The organism is Paenibacillus sp. GCM10027628 (assembly GCF_042676385.1).
Classification (GTDB): Bacteria; Bacillota; Bacilli; order Paenibacillales; family NBRC-103111; genus Paenibacillus_E.
This window is the reverse complement of record NZ_JBHTHA010000005.1, coordinates 109,448-129,669: the sequence shown is the minus strand read 5'-3', so window position 1 is coordinate 129,669 and position 20,222 is coordinate 109,448. Positions and strand designations below refer to the sequence as shown.

Annotated in this window: 12 protein-coding genes; 9 read left to right on the top strand and 3 right to left on the bottom strand. The window is 49.1% G+C overall.

Annotated elements, in window-relative coordinates; all coding sequences use genetic code 11:
• Positions 1 to 44: 44 nt before the first annotated feature.
• The 6 genes from ACFQZT_RS08730 to ACFQZT_RS08705 all read left to right on the top strand — a co-directional run bounded on the left by ACFQZT_RS08730 (position 45) and on the right by ACFQZT_RS08705 (position 13,400).
• Positions 45 to 266 carry a hypothetical protein gene (locus ACFQZT_RS08730; RefSeq protein WP_379298711.1) on the top strand — a complete coding sequence of 74 codons (222 nt, stop codon included), beginning with the start codon at positions 45 to 47 and terminating at the stop codon, positions 264 to 266.
• Between the two features lie 12 nt (positions 267 to 278).
• The gene (locus ACFQZT_RS08725) at positions 279 to 1,385 is read left to right on the top strand and encodes a GerAB/ArcD/ProY family transporter (protein ID WP_379298709.1); all 1,107 of its coding nucleotides are present in this window, start codon (positions 279 to 281) and stop codon (positions 1,383 to 1,385) included.
• Positions 1,386 to 2,981, top strand: a complete 1,596-nt coding sequence (locus tag ACFQZT_RS08720; protein WP_379298707.1) for a spore germination protein — start codon at positions 1,386 to 1,388, stop codon at positions 2,979 to 2,981.
• Positions 2,978 to 4,168, top strand: coding sequence for a Ger(x)C family spore germination protein (locus ACFQZT_RS08715; protein ID WP_379298705.1), 1,191 nt, complete (start codon positions 2,978 to 2,980; stop codon positions 4,166 to 4,168). Before ACFQZT_RS08720 ends, ACFQZT_RS08715 begins: the two co-directional genes overlap by 4 nt.
• Before the next feature lie 165 nt (positions 4,169 to 4,333).
• Positions 4,334 to 12,586 carry a glycoside hydrolase family 94 protein gene (locus ACFQZT_RS08710; RefSeq protein WP_379298703.1) on the top strand — a complete coding sequence of 2,751 codons (8,253 nt, stop codon included), beginning with the start codon at positions 4,334 to 4,336 and terminating at the stop codon, positions 12,584 to 12,586.
• A gap of 37 nt (positions 12,587 to 12,623) precedes the next feature.
• On the top strand, positions 12,624 to 13,400 hold the full coding sequence (locus ACFQZT_RS08705) for a peptidoglycan-binding protein (protein WP_379298701.1): 777 nt from the start codon (positions 12,624 to 12,626) through the stop codon (positions 13,398 to 13,400).
• A gap of 105 nt (positions 13,401 to 13,505) precedes the next feature.
• On the opposite strand, the gene ACFQZT_RS08700 is transcribed toward ACFQZT_RS08705, so the two are convergent.
• From ACFQZT_RS08700 to ACFQZT_RS08690, 3 genes are all read right to left on the bottom strand, one after another.
• On the bottom strand, positions 13,506 to 13,649 hold the full coding sequence (locus ACFQZT_RS08700) for a hypothetical protein (protein WP_379298699.1): 144 nt from the start codon (positions 13,647 to 13,649) through the stop codon (positions 13,506 to 13,508).
• Positions 13,650 to 13,742: 93 nt separating this feature from the next.
• Positions 13,743 to 14,774, bottom strand: a complete 1,032-nt coding sequence (locus ACFQZT_RS08695) for an anthranilate phosphoribosyltransferase (protein WP_379298697.1) — start codon at positions 14,772 to 14,774, stop codon at positions 13,743 to 13,745.
• Entirely contained in the window at positions 14,771 to 15,421 is a 651-nt protein-coding gene (locus tag ACFQZT_RS08690; RefSeq protein ID WP_379298695.1) for an ANTAR domain-containing response regulator, read from the bottom strand. Before ACFQZT_RS08690 ends, ACFQZT_RS08695 begins: the two co-directional genes overlap by 4 nt.
• A gap of 467 nt (positions 15,422 to 15,888) precedes the next feature.
• Between ACFQZT_RS08690 and ACFQZT_RS08685 the strand changes: the two genes are divergently transcribed.
• The 3 genes from ACFQZT_RS08685 (at position 15,889) to nirD (ending at position 20,195) form a co-directional block, all read left to right on the top strand.
• Entirely contained in the window at positions 15,889 to 17,127 is a 1,239-nt protein-coding gene (locus ACFQZT_RS08685; RefSeq protein WP_379298693.1) for a nitrate/nitrite transporter, read from the top strand.
• 270 nt (positions 17,128 to 17,397) lie between these two features.
• The gene (gene nirB / locus ACFQZT_RS08680; RefSeq protein ID WP_379298691.1) at positions 17,398 to 19,815 is read left to right on the top strand and encodes a nitrite reductase large subunit NirB; all 2,418 of its coding nucleotides are present in this window, start codon (positions 17,398 to 17,400) and stop codon (positions 19,813 to 19,815) included.
• 29 nt (positions 19,816 to 19,844) lie between these two features.
• A complete protein-coding gene (gene nirD / locus ACFQZT_RS08675) occupies positions 19,845 to 20,195 on the top strand; it encodes a nitrite reductase small subunit NirD (RefSeq protein ID WP_379298689.1) in 351 nt (116 codons plus the stop codon).
• Positions 20,196 to 20,222 lie beyond the last annotated feature (27 nt).

The following is a 20,222-nucleotide window of genomic DNA, read 5'->3' as shown; positions in this document are numbered from 1 at the left end:
GTAAATAATACAAGCGAAGTTGATCAGAGGAGTTCATGTGAAAAATGGTTACAGTGGCAATTGTAATATTTAGCGTTATTATGATGCTGACATTGAGTCTAATCGATGTTTTTTTATTTCACACCCCATTTGTATCAACTTTTAAAAAAATAACGGAACAACAAAATAATCAAGGTTCATTTTTTAAATATCTAATCGCAACAACCGCAATGGCATGGGCAATTATTACGGACATCCGCTTGCACAAGAAAAAGTCGAAATCATGATGGAGCGTTTTCATGCAAAAGATGTTACTTGAAAAAATTTCCTTAAATCAGCTGTTTTTTCTTATTTTCAGCTTTGAACTAGGTTCAGCCATCGTTATCGGCATTGCTTCAGATGCTAAACAAGATGCCTGGATTGCTGTCTTGATGGCACTCGCAGGCGGGCTTATCCTGGTCACCCTGTATTGTTCCATATCAAAAAGATATCCGGGAATGAACCTGTATGAAATCTTCGAGCTTATATCTAACAGAAAGATAGCCGTCTTTTTTTCAGTGCTATATACACTATATTTTTTTTACATTTCAGCCCGCGTCCTGCGTGATTTTTGTGAGCTTATGAAGACGGCCATTTTTGTGGTTACCCCTATCGAATTCATTGCATTAATTTTTATGATTACCATATCCTACATCGTATATATGGGTATCGAAACCATTGGAAGGACGATTGAAATATTAAGTCCTTATACCTTTATTTTAATGTTTTTTCTTATCTTTTTTCTCTACGTCAACCATTCCGTTAAATTGCAGAATCTTCGGCCTTTATTGCCTCAAGGATGGATCCCGGTTATAAAAGTCGCCTTCCCGGAAGTATTGACCTTTCCTTTTGGAGAAATGGTTGTATTTACCGTAATTATGGCGGGCATTAGCAAATTCAAATACTTGACAAGTATCAGTACGGTTTCTGTTTTAATAAGTGGAATAGCCCTGGCCTACTTTGCATTTCTAAAGGCTGCGGTTTTAACGCCAACGATGGTGAACATTTCACCATTTCCTCTCTTGAGTGCCATTAGAGAAATTTCTGTTGCCAAATTTATTGAACGGCTTGATGCCATTGTGGTTTACATGATGATGCTCGGAATTTTCGTTAAAGTGTGTATTTTCTTTCTTGCGGGACTTAAGGGCTTGGAATATTCCTTTCGTCTGCCTTATCGATATTTTGTTGTTCCATTTGCCATGCTCACCAGCATAAGTTCATTGTGGATCGCTGAAAACTTCACAGAGCACCTGGAAGAAGGTATTAAATTTGTTCCCTATTACATTCATGTCCCGTTCCAAATCGTCATTCCCTTGTGCGTATGGATGTTCTTGAAGTTGAAAGTCAAGAAAGGAATGCAGGGATAAATGAAATGGCTTAATACCATGCTTAAGATCAATAAAAAGAAACCCCAAAAAAGCGAAGTTTATGTTTCGCCGGGCAGCCAACATGTTGGTTTAACCGATGATTTGGAGCAAAACAAACGCAGTCTGCTTGAGATTTTTAGGCACACTGCTGATTTTTGCGCTGAAGAGATTTCAATTGGCGGCAAAGAAGCAGTTGCCTATTGGTTAACAACAATGACCGATTCTAAAGAAATTACCGGAAAAATTATTCAACCTTTCTTATCCATGAATGAGACCTATATATCCGACATGAACGACTCGACGCTTTCAATTATTTGCAAAGAGTATATTCGTACGTCTCAATATCAAATCCTCGATCATTTAGATCAAACGATAAAGGAAATCTTAACGGGTAATGTAGTCATATTGCTGTCTGGCAGTAATAAAGCCATTTCCATAACAATTGGGCTTTCTCAAGTGCGTTCCATCGACGAGCCTAGTACGCAAACGATTATCCGCGGACCCAAAGACAGCTTTATCGAATCAGCGGAAACCAATCTGAGTTTGATTCGGCGCCGCATTAAAAATGCAGGTTTGAAGTTCCAAAAATATACGATTGGAACCGAAACAGGGACCACCGTATATCTAGCCTATATGGATGGAATTATCAATAAGGAAATTCTGGCGGAGATTCAAAAGCGGTTAAATAAAACCAATTCAAATGCCATATTTGACTCAGGAACGCTGGAGGAATACATCGTCGATAAGACGTTAACACCCTTTCCCCTCATTTATAATTCGGAAAGACCCGATTCCATTGCAGCTCACCTCATCTCAGGCAAAGCTGCCATCATTGTAGATGGAAGCCCTTTTGTTCTAAGCATGCCGGCGGTATTTTCCGATTTTTTTCAAGTCTCGGAAGATTATTACCAGCCCTTCATGATGAGTTCATTTGTCCGGTGTTTGCGATATGTCGCCTTCTTGATTGCACTGCTTTTTCCAGCCATATTTATCTCCATCATGACCTATCATCATGAATTAATTCCTACCGAATTACTCGTTAGCATTAGCTCGCAGCGCGAAGCGCTTCCTTTTCCCAGCGTGGTGGAAATATTGATTATGGAAATTACATTTGAAATCTTGCGCGAAGCCGGTATTCGTATGCCAAGAGCAGTGGGTCCGACTGTATCCATTGTAGGCGGTTTAGTTATTGGACAAGCTGCCGTAGAAGCAGGGGTTATTTCCAGTATCATGGTCATTATTGTAGCCATTACTGCCATATCGAGTTTTGTTTCGCCGATATACAGCCTTTCTGTATCGACGCGTTTACTCCGATTTATCTTAATCATTTTAGGAACTATCATCGGTCTGTATGGCGTCATACTTGGTTTGATTATTTTGCTGGCACATATGTGCAGCTTACGCTCTTTTGGCGTTCCATTCATGGCGCCATTTGCGCCGCTTATTTTGGAAGAACAAGATGATGTCATCATTCGATTCCCTGCCTGGAGCTTGAAAAAAAGACCTGGTTATTTAAAACCTGAATCTATGCTAACGCAGCCCAATGCGTATCCGCCCTCCCCTCCCCCTCTTGATAAGGAGATGGATAACCAATGAGAAAGCTTCTACTGCTTTTCATCCCAGTCATCGTATTAAGCGGTTGTTGGGATCATAACGAATTGCCGGATGTATTTCTTGTAACAGGTATGGGGATAGACAAAGGCGTTCATTCTAAGTACAAATTAACCGTAGAAAATTTGGTTGCAAGCGAATTAAACCCTAAGACCTCCGGGAAAGTCGCTCCTTCCATTGTTTATTCCGAAGAAGGAGATTCCATAGCGGAACTTAGCAGAAAAATGAATATCGGAGTCTCACGAAAATTGGAATTCTCCCATATGAGACTGGTGGCAATCAGCAGCGAAATCGCTAAAAGCGGGCTTTTAGAATTTTATGATTTTATGGAACGAAACAGAGAAATCCGGGATAACTTCAGTATTGTTGTTGTCAAGAATGCCGCTGCGTCAGACTTGCTCAAAATTACAAATGCCAGCCAAAAGTATTCCACAGGGAAGATACACAAACAACTGGAGACGATGGTGAAAGAATGGGGCGGCGATCCTGACGTGAGATTAAAAGATATCGTAAATGCATTGCTTTCTCCCGGCAGAGAACCGATCGCTGTAGCTGTCCGTATCGCGGGAGACCCGGAAAAAGGGAAAACGATGGATAATGCCAAACTAACACAGCCCTTTAGTAACATTGAAATTTCCGGATTAGCTATATCCGAAGACTTCTTCTTAAAAGGATATTTAGATCTGGACGACACCCGAAATTATATGTGGACGCAAAACAAGATTCGGAGCACTACGATCAATGTCTCATGTGATAAAGATAAAGTGGCCACCTTTATCATCTCGAACTCCAATTCATCTATCAAAGCATGGTATGAGGACCATACCCCCCATATTAAGATCCTTATTGGAGGGGACGCTTCTCTGGAAACCATTCAATGTAAAGATAATTTGACCCAATTTGACGTACAAGATAAATATGAAAAGCTTGTTTCCAAAACAGTTAAAGAACAGGTGAAAGGAACGATTACCAAAGCTCAACAAAAGTACAAATTGGATATTTTCGGTTTTGGGGACTCTATGTATCAGCAAGATCATAAGCACTTCGACGTAGTAAAAAATGACTGGAACGAGGAATTTAGCAAAGCCGTTGTAGATGTTAATGTAAATCTAAAATTAAGACGTAACGGACTTAAAGTGGATTCCGTTTTTAGGAAATTGAATAAAGACTAGACTGAACCATTTTACATAAATTTCGGATATTTGGGAAAAATAGTTCATATGCACATACGATTCTCCCCTTGAAGATACATGTGCTTAAAAGAGGCTCCACGAAAGAGGGGTCTCTTTTTTAGACCATTTTTACGAATATCTGACAACTGATCTCTGGAGGGGCCAATGGCTTATAATACCGAAATGCTTTGCCAAAAAGCACGTGAACTTGCATTGCAGCACACTCCAATTATCGTGCAAACCCATCCAAGGTACGAATGGAATCAATTTGAAGAAAACATACAGAGTTTAAGGGAATTTGTAAATTCTTTGCACAATAGTCCCGCAAGCTGCGCGCAACCGGCGGAAGAATGGCTGCTCGATAACGCTGAATTTATTGAGGAACAAGCGTTAGAGGTTAAAACCATTTTAGCTGAACGCTCTCATGGGCGGTTACCGCGCCTTAAAAAGAATGGCCTATTACGCATTCAATCTGTATGCGATGACTATTGGGAGCATGTCGACGGCGTACTCAATGAGGAAACCTTGGTATCCTATATGAACGCTTATCAGGAAGTTTCCGCTCTCATGCTTGCCGAGGCTTGGGTCCTCCCGCTCATCCTTCGACTGACCTTGATCGGAAGGCTATCCGAAACCATGGCGCTCGTGCGTGAACGTCGTGAGGTTTGCATGGAAGTTGACCGGCTGCTTACGCGTATAGGTCCGTCCGGCTTAAACGCTGAAGCCCTTAATACGGAATTGGAAGCTGCAGGTCAGACGGTTCCGCTGTCCGGTTCCTGGGTCGTCCATTTGATCGGTCATTTGCGGGAGTGGGCAGAAGATTCCGCATCCGTGCGGGAATGGTTGGCGTGTAAATTTGAGAACGGCTCTGACGACCTTGACCGCATCATATCCTACGAGCATCAGCTTCAAGCTGCCTACCAGGTAAAAGCAGGCAATTTGATCAGCAGTTTGCGTGGCAATGAGCGGCGGGATTGGAACGACTTGTTCGAGCGAATAAGCTTGCTTGACCAGACGCTTCGACAAGAAAGCACGGGTACTTATCCGCTGCTTGATTCTTCCAGCAGGAATGAAATGCTAAAGCGCGTTGAGGGTTTAGCCGGTCGCATGCGTGTACCCGAAACCTTGATCGCAAGTACAGCGGTCGCTCTCGCGAGGGAAGAGAAAGAACGGGTGTGCGGGGAGGTTTCGGTCTCTCATCCTAGTGATGATGAACTGCCGCGCCCGACGTTTGCGGCGTATTATTTATTCGAACCGGCCGGGATCAGGAAGTTAATGCAATCACTCCGTACATGCAGTAAGCCCCGACAGTTGCCTGAAAGCGGTATTTTGCAGCGGGCAAGCGGTGCTTATTTTGCTTTATTAATAGTAGGATTGGTGATCGTGCTTATAGCTTTAGCTGCTTGGATCGGCGGTGGGCGCGGAATTACGCCTGCAGGATGGGTCATCGTTGTTCTGATGCTTTCTATTCCTGTGAGCGAATGGGTCGTCACATGGCTTCATTTTGGAATTGAGCGCTTTTTCCGCCCTCGGCCGTTACTGCGGTATGATTTTTCGAGCGGTGTGCCTTCGGATGCAGCGACGATGGTTGTCATTCCAGCCATTTGGTCTACACCTGAAGAAGTGGAAGAACTTGCAGACCGACTGGAAATACATTATTTAGCCAACCGGGATCCGAACATTCATTACGCGCTTTTGGGGGACTTTACCGATGCTCCGGAGGAAATGCTTTCGGGAGACGAAGCGCTCGTAGCTTTCGCCAAAGAAAGGATCGAGGCGCTCAACCGGATGTATGCCAAACCGGAGGGAACGACCTTTCATCTGTATCAGCGCCGCAGACAGTGGAACCCGCGTGAGGGCGTATACATGGGTTGGGAACGAAAGCGCGGAAAACTGGTGGAATTTGTCGAGCTGATGAAAGGAAGCAAGGACTCGAGTTACGGCTATATGACTGGCGATGCGGCTGTCCTTCCGCACATTCGTTATATCATAACGCTGGACGCGGATACACAACTTCCTATGGGGAGCGCGCAGCGGATGATTGGTACGATGCACCTTCCTTATAATAGACCGCGATTAAATCAGGCGCGAACTCGGGTCATTGAAGGGTATGGCGTGCTGCAGCCTCGAATTGGAATCAGCCACGAGTCGGCCATGCGGTCCAGGCTCGCCTATTATTGGTCGGAGCCGGGACTGGATCCATACGCGTTTGCAGCCTCGGATCCTTATCAAGATGCCATGGAGCAGGGCATTTTTACGGGAAAAGGCATTTTCGATGTAAATGTTTTTGCTGAAGTTTTATGCGAACGCATTCCAGAAAATGCGGTGCTTAGCCACGATTTGCTTGAAGGAGGTTTTTTGCGGGCAGCCTTGCTGTCGGATATCGAGCTCATCGATGACCACCCTTCCAAGTTTCTCGCTTATCAGAAGCGGATACAAAGGTGGGTACGCGGTGATTGGCAGCTGCTCTGTTGGCTGTTGCCCCGCGTTTGCGATCGCCGGGGAACACTAAGGCCAGTCGATCTATCCGCGATTACACGTTGGCACATTATCGACAACTTGCGGCGCAGCCTGCTTCCGATCGCTTGTCTGGCGATTCTGACGCTTGGCTTGACCGTTCTTCCCGGCTCGCCGTGGAGGTGGTTTGCCGTTGCTTTCGCCACGATCCTTTTGCCGGTTATCCGTCAGATCTTTCTCATTCGGCAAGTGATATGGCATCCCCAGAGGGCGTTATCTACGGTTATACACGTTGTGATGTCTATCTGGACACTGCCGTTTCAAAGTGCTGTTATGCTGGGTGCGATCAGTAAAACGCTCTACCGGCTGCTGATCAGCAAACGCCGTTTGCTCGAATGGACAAGTTCTTCTCATATTGAACGAAGCAACAGAGGAAATCATCAGTCGGCGCTGCTCGGTACGCGAGGCGGTTACGTGTGGATTCTTCTCTTTGCATTAGCTGCGGTCTTGCAGCACGAGGCAGGACCGAGATGGATGGGCCTTACACTCTGTTTGATTTGGGCTGCAGCTCCACTGGCTGTCCGCTGGCTTGACCAGCCTTTGGCAGGGGACGAGCAGCCGCTCACCACGGAGGAAGAGGGACAATTGCGCGCGTTAGCCAAACAAATTTGGGCGTTTTATGAGGATTTTGCCGGGGCGAAAGATCACTTTCTACCGCCTGACAACGTACAAATTGAACCTCCTAACGGAGTTGCGCATCGTACGTCGCCGACCAATATCGGTTTTCTGCTAACCGCTGCCCTAGCGGCGCGGGATTTCGGTTTTATAGATACACCCGAGCTCGTTGAGCGGGTCGAGCGTACAATCGGTACGATCGAGCGGTTAGACAAATGGAACGGCCATCTTTACAACTGGTACGATACCCAATCACTCGGAGTGCTGCCTCCGGCGTATGTATCCACAGTCGACTCAGGGAATTTCGTTGCCAGCTTGATGACGGTCAAACAAGGGTTATTACATTGGCTTAAGACCGACTTGACTCTCAGTAAGCAGCCGAACCGCACGAGTGCCGGAAGCGGATTGGGGTTAAATGCCGAGTTTGCCGTAGAACTCGATCAATCAAGACCTGGAGAAACAGCTCCTATCGAGATGATATTCCCACCCGCTAAGGATTGGTTGGAGCGCGGCCATAACTTGATCGACCGTCTTGAAACATTGATCACAGCGACTGATTTCAGGCCGTTATACGATCATAAAGCCAAATTATTCGTTTTAGGGTACCATGCTGCATCCGGTGAACGGGATAACATCCTCTACGATCTGCTCGCTTCCGAAGCCCGGCAGACAAGCTTTGTTGCGATCGCTCTTGGTCAAGTATCCATATCTCACTGGCTGGCGCTCGGCCGGACGGTGAAACGGCAGGGGAATCATACCACGCTCGTGTCTTGGTCCGGGACGATGTTTGAATATTTGATGCCATGGCTGATCATGCGTACCTATCGGAACTCTATTTGGGATAGTACCTATCGAGGTGTCGTAAAACGGCAAATCGAATACGCTCGTCAGCGAGGCGTTCCTTTCGGCATTTCGGAGTCCGGCTATTACGCTTTCGATTATCAGTTGAATTACCAATACCGGGCCTTCGGTGTTCCAGGTCTCGGTTTCAAACGCGGACTTGAGCAAGATTTGGTTCTGGCGCCTTATGCGACGGTCATGGCGCTGCCATTTGCTATTCGTGAAGGTTTGAAGGATTTACGCCGGATGGAGGAACTCGGGGCGCGCGGACAATATGGTTTTTACGAGGCCATTGATTATACCCCCGGAAGAATGCCGGAAGGCGAGACTTGCAAGATTATCCGCAGTTTTATGGCGCATCACCAAGGCATGAGCTTGCTGACGCTTGCCAATGTGCTGCTGCCTAATATTATGGTTGATCACTTTCATCGCGATAAACGCGTGCAAGCGGCAGAACTATTGTTACAAGAGCGGATTCCATCCCGGGAATTCATATTGGATCGGGAACTCTCGGGACAATCGCGGTTAGAAAAACCGAAACCGGCACAAATGGCCCCACTGCGTGAATATGCTTCGGCCGATACTGCTGTGCCTGAAGTGAATGTTCATTCGAATGGGGCTTTCACGACGGTGGTCTCTAATAGCGGCAGCGGGTTCATCCGCTACGAAGACATGGATGTCTCACGCTGGCGGGAAGATCCGGTGGCGGATCCATGGGGAAGCTTTTTATATATCCGGGATGTGACAAGGGATAAGGTATGGTCGCCGGCTTTTCAACCGTGCCGAGTACTGCCCGACAAGCAGCTGGTGCAGTTTTCGCAAGAGCGATCTACGTTTATTCGTGAGGATGAGGGGATACAAACAACGTTTGAAATTTGTGTATCGCCCGAATCGAACGCGGAAGTTCGCCGGTTAACGCTTTCCAACACGGCAAGCGAAGAGCGGATCCTTGAGGTGACGACCTTTCTCGAAATCGCGCTTGCCCCGCATGAGGCGGATAAAGCGCATCCGGCTTTCACCAAATTATTCGTCGAAACGCAATATGACTCCGGTGCAGAATGCTTGCTCGCCCGCAAGCGTCCCCGTGACGGCGGAGAAAAATCTGTTTGGGCGTTTCATACATTAGCGGCCGGAGACAGGGCTTTTGGGCCGGTCGAGTTTGAAACCGACCGGGTCCGCTTTATTGGCCGGGGCTGCACATTAGCCAGACCAAGGGGAATCGATACCCGGCTTGGCAGTACGGTCGGCTCAGTCGCCGATCCTGCATTTATTATGCGGCGGCGTTTAAGCATTGCGCCTGGTGAACGCGTCTATATGGTCGCAGTTACGGGGGTGGCAGAGACGAAGGAACAGGCTCTAGCTATGGTTCAGGGGCTGTCCCAAGAACAACAAGTCGAGAGGGTCTTTCAACTTGCTTGGACAAGGAGCCAAATCGAACTGCAGCATTTACACATCACACCTGCCGATTTGGCGGTTATTCAATTATTTGCGAGCCGCGCGCTGTATACGGCACCTCTGCGGACAGAGCGTGTGAACGGCATTGCCGCAAATCAAAAAGGACAGCAGGGACTTTGGGCGCATGGCGTCTCCGGGGATCGACCGATCATCATGGTACGGATTGAGAATATCGCCAATCTGCCTTTTATTAAAAAGCTGCTCGCCTGCTATGAGTATTTGCGCCATAACCGGCTGTTCTTCGATCTTGTCATTTGGAATGAAACGGCAGGGGGGTATCAACAGGATTTGCAGGAAGCTCTCAGGCGGATGGTAGAGCAAGTTGCCGGACGCAGTAGTAGTGGACAAGGAGGCGTACACATCCTGCAAGCCGCTCAAATCTCGGATGAAGATAAGTCGTTGCTGTTCGCGGTATCCCGCTTGGTGCTTCGCGCAGATGGCCCAAGTCTGAGAGCGCAGCTCAGAGTCATTGTCCCGGGCCGTACGTCGGATGAACCGCTGCCTGTAACGGCTCAGCCGGACCGTTTTCCACCGGCAAAAGCTATGGAGATCGGCGATCTCCTATTCTTCAACGGTTGGGGAGGCTTCACGCCGGACGGCAGGGAGTACCACATCAGCCTAAAAAACGGCAACTACCTGCCGGCGCCATGGATTAACGTGATGGCCAATCCGACATTCGGCTGTTTGACCTCGGAACTTTACACAGGCTATACGTGGTGGCGCAACAGCCGCGAATGTAAATTAACACCGTGGTCAAACGATCCGGCACTCGACCAGCCCGGAGAAGTATGCTATTTGCGGGATGAAGAAAGCGGAGAATATTGGCCGGTGGCGCCGACCCGCACACACGTAGCCTCTCCTTATAAGGTAGCTTATGGCCGGGGGTATACGCGGTATCAGCATGAAAGTCACGGTCTTCAGCAGGAAATGACCGTTTTTGTTCCGCTGGATGATCCAATCAAAGTGATCAAATTACGGCTGCATAATACGTCGTCCGAGCAGCGGAGTCTATCCGTCACTTATTATGCAGAATGGGTGCTTGGCGTGCACCGTGAAGGGAATGCTTCGTTCATCGTCACGGAATGGGATCCACTGAATGAGGTATTGCTGGCCAGAAATGCGTACCAGGAAAATTTTCGGGATGCGACTGCCTTCTTAGCCGTATCTCCAAAAACGATAACTCCCAACATGGAATGGACAGGGGAACGCTTGGAATTTTTAGGCCGCAACGGCAATCTCGAACATCCTGCTGCGATGAGCAGGCTGCACTTATCGGGAACAACCGGACCGTCGTACGAAGGATGCGGAGCCGTGCAGGCCAAGTTCGAGTTAGAGCCTGGTGCGGAACAAACCGTCTACATCCTTCTTGGTTGCGAAAATTCCCGCGAATCCGCCGCTCAGCTTGCTCAAAAATACCGTGAGCCCCATATTTGCGAACAGGCCATGGAGGATGTACATAAGTTTTGGGATGGTGTGCTTGGGACAATCACCGTTTCGACACCTTGCGCCGAGATGGATATCATGCTGAACAACTGGTTGCTCTACCAGACGCTTTCCTGCCGGATGTGGGCGCGTTCCGCCTTTTATCAAGCGGGCGGTGCTTATGGCTTTCGCGATCAATTGCAGGATTCGCTGGCCTTGCTACATAGCCGTCCCGACCTTACACGGGCGCAAATTTTGCTTCACGCAGCGCACCAATATGAAGAAGGGGATGTACAGCATTGGTGGCACGAAGAGACACATCGAGGTATCCGAACCCGCTTTTCCGATGATTTATTATGGCTGCCGTATGCCGTGGCCAGATATCTCGAACATACCGGAGATGAAAGCGTGCTGGATGAAACGGTGCCGTTTCTTCGCAGCGAACCTCTAGGTGAAGAAGAGCATGAACGCTATGAGCCAACTGTATTATCCGAACAGAGCGGTACGATATTCGAGCACTGTTTACGGGCGCTCGACCGGAGCTTACGTTTTGGGGAACATGGGCTGCCGCTGATTGGAATCGGAGACTGGAACGACGGGATGAGCCGGGTAGGAGCTGAGGGACGCGGCGAAAGCGTGTGGCTCGGCTGGTTTCTGGGCGATGTATTGCGGAGGATTGCTCCTTGGTGCGATCACCGCGGCGATCCCGAGCGGGCAGCTCAATATCGAAGTGCGCACGATAATCTTGCGGAGGCGCTCAGTGATAAGGGTTGGGACGGACAGTGGTACCGTCGAGCATCGACCGATACCGGACAATGGCTGGGTTCCATCCATAATGCGGAATGCCGCATTGATTCCATTGCCCAGTCATGGTCCGTCATATCCGGAATGGCGCCGCAGGACAAAGCTCTGCAGGCGATGCGCTCCTTTGACCGCGAGCTAGTGGACAGAAGCTTAGCGGTAGCGCATATTCTGTACCCGCCGTTTGACCGAACGGATCCAAGTCCAGGATACATTCAAGGCTATCCCCCTGGTATTCGGGAGAACGGAGGTCAATACACACATGGCGTTATCTGGAGCATTATCGCTTGGAGCGCGCTTGGGGATGGGGAGAAGGCATTTGAGCTATTCCACATGCTCAATCCGATCATGCATACGAAGACATCCGCAGAAGTGCGGAAGTATGTTGGCGAACCTTATGTCATGGCTGCCGACGTCTATACGGAGGAGCCTCATAAAGGCCATGCCGGATGGACTTGGTATACGGGTGCATCGGGTTGGATGTATCAGGCGGGCATCGAATGGATTATCGGGCTGCGCCGTCGTGGAGACCGATTGTTCATCCGTCCATGTATACCGAGTGAATGGCCGGAGTTTTCTGCCAGCTACCGTTTCGGGAGATCAGAGTACCGCATCACCGTTCAGAATCCGTCTCACAAGTCAAGCGGACAATCCAAGTTATCGATCGACGGGCAAGAGGTCGACCTTGCCGATTATTCCACAGGGGACGGTCCTTTCGTTCTTTTGCGCAACGATAGTCAAATCCACGATGTAGTCCTGACGTTGTAAAAGCCAAAGTATGATGACGAGGAGTGAAAGTAAACTCATGTTAAAGGGCAGCAGAAAACATGTCTGGATCGTGCTCATCTGTGTCGCATTGTTTCTCTCGTCCACGACCACTGCTTTTGCATTCGGCAAAGGCGCTAAAGGCCCGGATGTCTACGCAGTACAGGGGATGCTGAAATCGTTAGGTTACTATAGCGGACCGATTACAGGGTACTATGGCAACCAGACGCAAGCAGGCGTAAAAGCGTTTCAAAGCAAATACGGTCTTCCTGTTACAGGAAATGTGGACGACCAGACCTTGCAGTCTATTTTGTGGGCGTACGGCAATTTGAAAATTGCCAAAAAGCCGGTACCGGCACCAACCCCGCCGCCATCGGAACCGAAACCGACACCGACACCGACACCGGCGCCACAAGCGCCAGCTGCACCAAGCTTGACGGTGGAAGAGCAGGAGATGCTGGATTTGGTGAACAAAGCCCGCGCTGACGAAGGGCTGCCACCGCTGGCGGTAGATCAGGCCATCACCAAAACAGCCAGACTGAAGAGTCAGGATATGGTCGACAACCAATATTTCTCCCATGATTCACCAACGTATGGTTCGCCCTTCGATATGATGAACAAGTTCGGCATAAGTTACAATGCCGCCGGAGAAAACATTGCTTGCAATCAAAATGTGCCTGCCGCGCAAGAGGCGCTGATGAATTCGCAGGGGCATCGCGCTAACATCCTGAGCAGAGACTATACGCATATCGGCATTGGCATCGCAGACGGTGGCCCTTGCGGTAAAATGTTTACGCAGCAATTCATTGGCAAGTAGCGGATACCGGCACCGCCCCTCAATACGAAAAGCCCTAATCGGGAGCTTCCGTTCATTCGGAGGCATCCTAATTAGGGCTTTTAATTCGGAGGAGGGACCTGCGGCTCACCATTCTGAGCGAGTTCGACCCAATGGGAAGCTGAGTGAAGCGGGAACGATGTTATTCAGCGTTACAGACGTAAGAGTAAATGGAAACGAGTGAATAGCGATGATTTCCATCGTTACAGAGTAGATGTTGCCAGATGCCATGTCTAATTTCCTCCTCATTCGCAAACGTATGGATTTACACGCAAAAGGACCGTCAGAAGATCCTGACGGTTTTCTTTGTGATGAAAGGAAAGATTACGTTGCGGATACCGGTTTAATGGCTTCCGTCCACTCGGTAAACTTGCGCAAGGCGTTACCTTGCTCGATCGCGTGTCGAGCCAGATAGATGCCTTCCTCGATAGAGCCGGCTTTTTGCGCGACCCATAAGCGGACTGCGCTGTTGAGCAGCACCATGTTCAAGTAGGGCAGCTCAGCTTCTCCACGCAGTACAGCAAGTGCGGTTTCACCTTGCAGTTCCGCGGTCCACACCACTTCCGGAACTTCGATCATCAGTTCATATATTTCAGGATCGACGATGAAAAGCTCGCTTGCGCCGTCTTGAATCACATAGGTGCGGGTGCGTTTGTCGACGCCAAGATCCTCGGAGCCTTCCATGCCCTGAACGACGATCCCGCGGGAAACACCCAATTCGAGTAGCAAATTGGTGATTTTCTCGAAGACGGTGCCGTGGAACACACCCACGGCCATGTAAGGCGCTTCCGTGAAGCGAAGCAGCTTCTCGGCGGTGTTGAACACGGTGCGCAGCCCGAGTTCCTGGCGCAATCCGCGCAGCTCGCCGAGCGGTGCGCACCAGCTCTCCGTCGGCGTGAACAGGAACCCTGTTCGCGCCGCGGCGGAAATGAGCGCTTCCCGCGAAGCTTGAAGCGCAGGAATCTTCAACGCTTGAAGCACGTCCGTCAAAGTAACGCCCCATTTGGGGGGCATACTTGGACTGCCGTGAAGCGTTGTTGGCAGCCCGCATGCGGCGAGCACGAATGCGGTCGGCAGTGTCGCGATGAACGTGCGGGCACGTCCATCGTAAGGTCCGGCGCAGTCCATGCTGCCTGCGACCGGATAAGGAGTGATGCGCGCGCGCAGCGCATCGATGAAAGCTTTGAGCTCATCGGGGGATTCCATCTTGATTCGCTCGGCAACAAGAAAAGCGCCGATTTGAGCGGGCGTTGCCGCTCCGGTCAATATCGCAACAGCTGCCTGCGCAGCTTCTTCATAAGTTAAATCTCTAGCTCCGCGTTTCCCGCGGCCCACTTCTTTTAATAAGGATATCATCGTTTTCTTCCTCCTTTATTCTCATCTTGCAGCAGTTGATACACTTTGACGATGGAGGTGGCGACGTCAACCATCCGTTTGCGTTCATTCATCGCTTGTTTGCGTAAAAAATCGTAAGCTTCAGCTTCGGAAATATGTTTGATTTCGCATAAAATCCGCTTCGCCTGATCAATCCATTTGCGCTCTTCGAGCTTGGACAGAAGCTGCTCCCTTTCCTGATGCCATTCCGTCCTTTGAAAATAATGGTTGACGCCGAGCAGCAAAGCGCAATGAATTTCCAAGGCGCTCATGCCGGGGCCGATTAACCCGTCAATACCGGAGTCGAGCTTACACTCGTGGCTGGGGAACGTATGCGCGTCGCACCACCAGAATACAGGGAGGCTGCGCTGCGCAAGCATACGAGTTCGCCATGGCTCCACTTGGTCTGGTTCTACTGATAATAATATAGCGTCAACCTTGGGCAGGAATAAAGGAATTTCTTTGGCGTGCGTAGCTTCGTACACCCGAAATCCCATATCTTTCAAGACGTTTTCAGGCATAGACTCCTTAACGGCAAGCGAAGCATCCAGTTTGTAAGGCGTTGACGAGGTGGAGGGGGCCCGGCGAATTCGTTCAAACTCGTCGATCAAAATAAATGATTGTAACATTAAGATACCTCCATCATCATTCAACTTCAGAACTCATGTTAGTTAAATGTTAGGTATTTGGTTGATTTTCTGGTATATTTACGCATTACTATATCATAATGTTATAATTTTTGTCGATATGCACCTATAAACGGAATAATGAAAAAATATATGTTATGTTTATTGACATTTTAAATTGAGCTATACTATAATAACAACATGAACGAACACAATGATGTGTTCATTACGAAGGCAATGGCGCCTATCCCTTACAAATGCGTAAATGGATAGGCTTTTTATGTTTTCATATCATCTAAATATTCTAACATGCAGTTCACAGAGAAGTGGCTGCAGTGGCAAAGAGGCCGATGAACATACCGCATTTGTGCGGTTTTGTATGTCGGCTTTTTTTGTTGCGGATCAGACACAAAAACGAAGGATAGGATCACAAAGAAGGCGCAAAGCCTCAAAAAAAGGAGAGGGTACACATGGTCGATCGGAAAAGTTTCTTGCAAAGCGGTCACAAGGGGTCATTACTCGGCGCATTTTTGTATTTTGACATGAGCTTTATGATTTGGGTGATGCTGGGTCCTCTTGCCGTTCTCATTGCAAAGGATTTTGGGCTGGATGCGGCGCAGAAAGCGAATCTGGTCGCTCTTCCGGCTCTCGGGGGCTCGATTCTCAGAGTTGTTTTAGGATTTCTGACAGACCGAATCGGCCCTAGGAAAACAGCCATCATCGGCATGACTTTAACCGTGGTGCCCCTCATCTTCGGTTGGAAGTTCGCAAACTCCTTGAACGACATGTACTTTGTCGCGCTCATGCTCGGTATTGCCGGAGCCAGCTTCGCAGCTGCTCTTCCGCTGGCCAGCCGCTGGTATCCGCCGGAATATCAAGGTTTGGCGCTTGGCATCGCCGGAGCGGGCAACAGCGGAACGATTTTTGCTACCTTGTTTGCCAACCGGTTAGCGCAGCATTTTGGCAGCTGGCACGTCGTATTCGGATTAGCGCTTATCCCGCTAGTTCTCGTTTTTATCATCTTTATTTTCACGGCAAAAGACAGTCCTACGCAACCGGCTCCAGCCAAGCTCGCGGATTACGGTCGCGTTCTGAAGCAAAAAGATACTTGGCTGTTCTGTATCTTCTATATGGTCACTTTTGGCGGTTTCTCCGGCATGGCGAACTATTTGACGATCTTTTTCAATACACAGTACCAATTAAGTCCTGTTAGAGCAGCGGATTTTGCCACGATTTGTATAATCGCTGGAAGCTTCTTCCGTCCTGTAGGCGGTTGGCTCTCGGATAAAATGGGCGGCTTGCGGATGTTAATGACCCTGTATGCTGTAATCGGATTGATGCTGGCGGCCGTATCTACACTTCCTGCCTTAGGTATTACAACGGCTTTGCTCTTCATCGGAATGATGTGCATGGGCATGGGCAATGGCGCCGTTTTCCAACTCGTACCTCAGCGATTCAACAATGAAGTCGGTATGATTACAGGCATCGTCGGAGCGGCGGGCGGATTAGGCGGATACTTCTTGCCAAAGATTCTCGGTAATTTGAAGCTTTCCACAGGTTCCTTTACGCCGGGGTTCCTTATTCTTAGCGGGATTGCCATCGTTTGCATCCTAATCATTGCTGCCGTACAAGGCCAGTGGAAACGCTCTTGGATCGGCGAGGGCGGGAAGGTTAAGGCGGCGCCTCCACTGGACAGCGTACATGCGTAATTGAAAAGGTTGGGGCCGCTGACCTGACCGTCAGTGGTCTCTGCTCTGCTAAACGTTTTGCTCATGCAGCTTGCCGCTCCGGGAAGTAGGCTGTATGCGCAAAGACGTTTACGACCACTCGTCTTTGGTAGTTCATGACGAACTGCTCTAGCTCCATATCCCAACTATTGTCATTTGGGGGCAGCTATCGCTCCCGATGACCCTTTTTAGTCGGTTATGGATAAAAAAACAATGGGATATAGAGATGGAAATCGAGAGAGGATGATTGAAATGTTACAGAAAGAGAAGCTCGTATTGGTCGGGAATGGTATGGCTGGAGTAAACGCTGTAGAACACTTGTTGAAACTGGCGCCAGGTAAATATGAAGTTACGATTTTCGGTAGTGAGCCTCACCCGAACTATAATCGGATCCTGTTGTCTTATGTTCTTGCCGGGGATTCGAAAGTGGATGACATCGTCATACATCCGTTCGAATGGTATGAAAAGAGCGGCATTAAGCTGTATACCAATCAAACCGTAACCGCAATCGACACGACCGCACAAACGGTAACAAGCGACAAAGGGTTGACGGTTCCTTACGATAAATTAATTTTGGCAACAGGCTCCAATCCGTTCATGATTCCGTTGCCGGGAGCTGATAAGGAAGGTGTTATGGCTTATCGTACGATTCGCGATTGCGAGATCATGATCGAGTCGGCGAAAAAATACAAGAAAGCGATCGTCATCGGCGGCGGCCTGCTTGGACTTGAAGCGGCGAGAGGCTTCCTTAATCTGGGGATGAAGGTCGATGTCGTTCATATCGTAGATACGATCATGGAGCGTCAGCTCGACCGGCCGGCGTCCAAGATGCTGCAGGCGGCGCTTGAAGAGCAAGGGATCAACTTCCTGCTGGAAAAACAATCCGCTGAAATCATCGGCGACAAGCGGGTAACGGGCTTGAAATTCAAAGACGGCAGCATCGCCGAAGCCGACCTTATCGTCATGGCTGTCGGCATTCGCCCGAATGTCCAGCTCGCGAAGGATGCCGGATTCGAATGCAATCCTGGCATCGTGGTGAACGATTATTTGCAAACAAGCGTGCCGAATGTGTATGCGGTTGGTGAATGCGCCATGCATCGCGGCATCGCGTATGGTCTCGTTGCTCCTCTCTATGAGCAAGGCGCCGTTCTTGCCAAACATCTGGCCGGCGTAGAAACCGGACCGTATGAAGGTTCAGTCGTTTACACCAAGCTTAAAGTTTCCGGTGTTGACGTGTTCTCTGGCGGGCAATTCGTGGATGCCGAAGGAACGAAAGCCATTCGCGTTCACGACGAGTTTTCAGGTATCTACAAAAAAGTTGTCATCAAAGATAACAAAATCATCGGAGCCGTGCTATTCGGCGATACGTCAGACGGAACTCGTTTAATGCAAATGATCCGTGATGAAACAGATATCAGCGGCATGGAAAAAACAGCGATTCTGAAGGATTCTTCTGGCGGCGGCGCAGCATCCGGTGTTGCAGACATGAAAGACGATGCGATCATCTGCGGTTGCAATGGGGTTACCAAAGGTACCATTTGCTCGGCGATCAAAGAACAAGGCTTGACGAGTGTGGAAGAAGTCAAGAACTGCACAACAGCATCCCGCTCATGCGGTGGTTGCAAACCGCTGGTTAGTGATCTTCTCGCATTCACGTTAGGAGATTCCTACGATAAAAACGCAGCCAAAGAAACGATTTGCGGCTGTACCGATCATACGCGCGATGAAGTTGTAGCTGCCATTCGTGAAAAAGGGCTTACCCACGTTCGCGAAGTCATGAATGTACTTGGCTGGAAAAACGAAGAGGGCTGCTCCAAGTGCCGTCCGGCATTGAACTACTACCTCGGCATGGTTAGTCCTGAAACGTACCGTGATGACAGCACTTCGCGATTTGTGAACGAGCGGATGCATGCCAACATTCAGAAGGATGGCACTTACTCCGTAGTTCCTCGGATGTACGGCGGAGTGACGAATCCTGCGGAGCTGAAGCGTATTGCTGAGGTAGCGGAACAGTTCAACGTCCCTACGGTGAAGCTGACCGGCGGGCAGCGAATCGACTTGCTTGGCGTGAAAAAAGAAGACTTGACCGCGATGTGGGAAGCGCTCGACATGCCTTCCGGTTATGCCTACGGCAAAGCGCTCCGTACGGTTAAAACATGCGTCGGCGAGACATTCTGCCGATTCGGCACTGGCGATGCGATGGGTGTCGGCATCCAAATGGAGAAACGTTTTGAACGGCTAAATACGCCGGCGAAAGTGAAAATGGCGGTATCCGGTTGCCCGCGAAACTGCGCAGAATCCGGTATTAAAGATTTGGGTGTCGTTTCGGTCGATGGCGGTTGGGAGCTGTATGCCGGAGGAAACGGCGGTGTGAAAGTTCGCGTCGGCGACCTCCTGACAACCGTGAAAACTGAAGAAGAAATCATCGAGTACACGGAAGCGTACCTGCAATATTACCGCGAAACGGGCAAATACGGAGAACGTACCAGCGAATGGGTTCACAGACTCGGTATCGAGCACGTGCGTGAAGTGATTCAAAACGATGAAAAACGAAAAGAGCTGTGCGCAAGAATGGATGTTGCATTGTCGGTGACCCAAGATCCTTGGAAAGCAGCCATTGACAGTAAAAAAATTCGACAAGACCTGTATGAAGTGGTCGAGCTTAAATAGACGTTTTTACATGGGGAGGAGCGAGTGATATGAGCGTAAAAGAAGAACAAATGGTATGGGTGAAAGCCGTTTCCTATGATGAATTGGCGGTTAATACGGGGAAAACCATTCGCTATCAAGGCGAAGAGGTAGCACTTTTTAAACTAAGCAGCGGCAAGCTTCAAGCGATTCAAAACCGCTGCCCGCATAAGGAAGGCGTACTTGCCGAAGGGATCGTTTGCGATGACCACGTTTTCTGTCCTTTGCATGATCGTAAGATACACCTGCCTTCCGGTCTGGTTCAAGCTCCCGATACCGGATGCGTTCAAACGTACTCCACGAGAGTTCAGGACGGCGTTGTGTTTATCGGATTTACTAAAACGGAAGAAATGGCCAGTTAATCTGGCCTTCCTCAGTAGAAAGCTTTA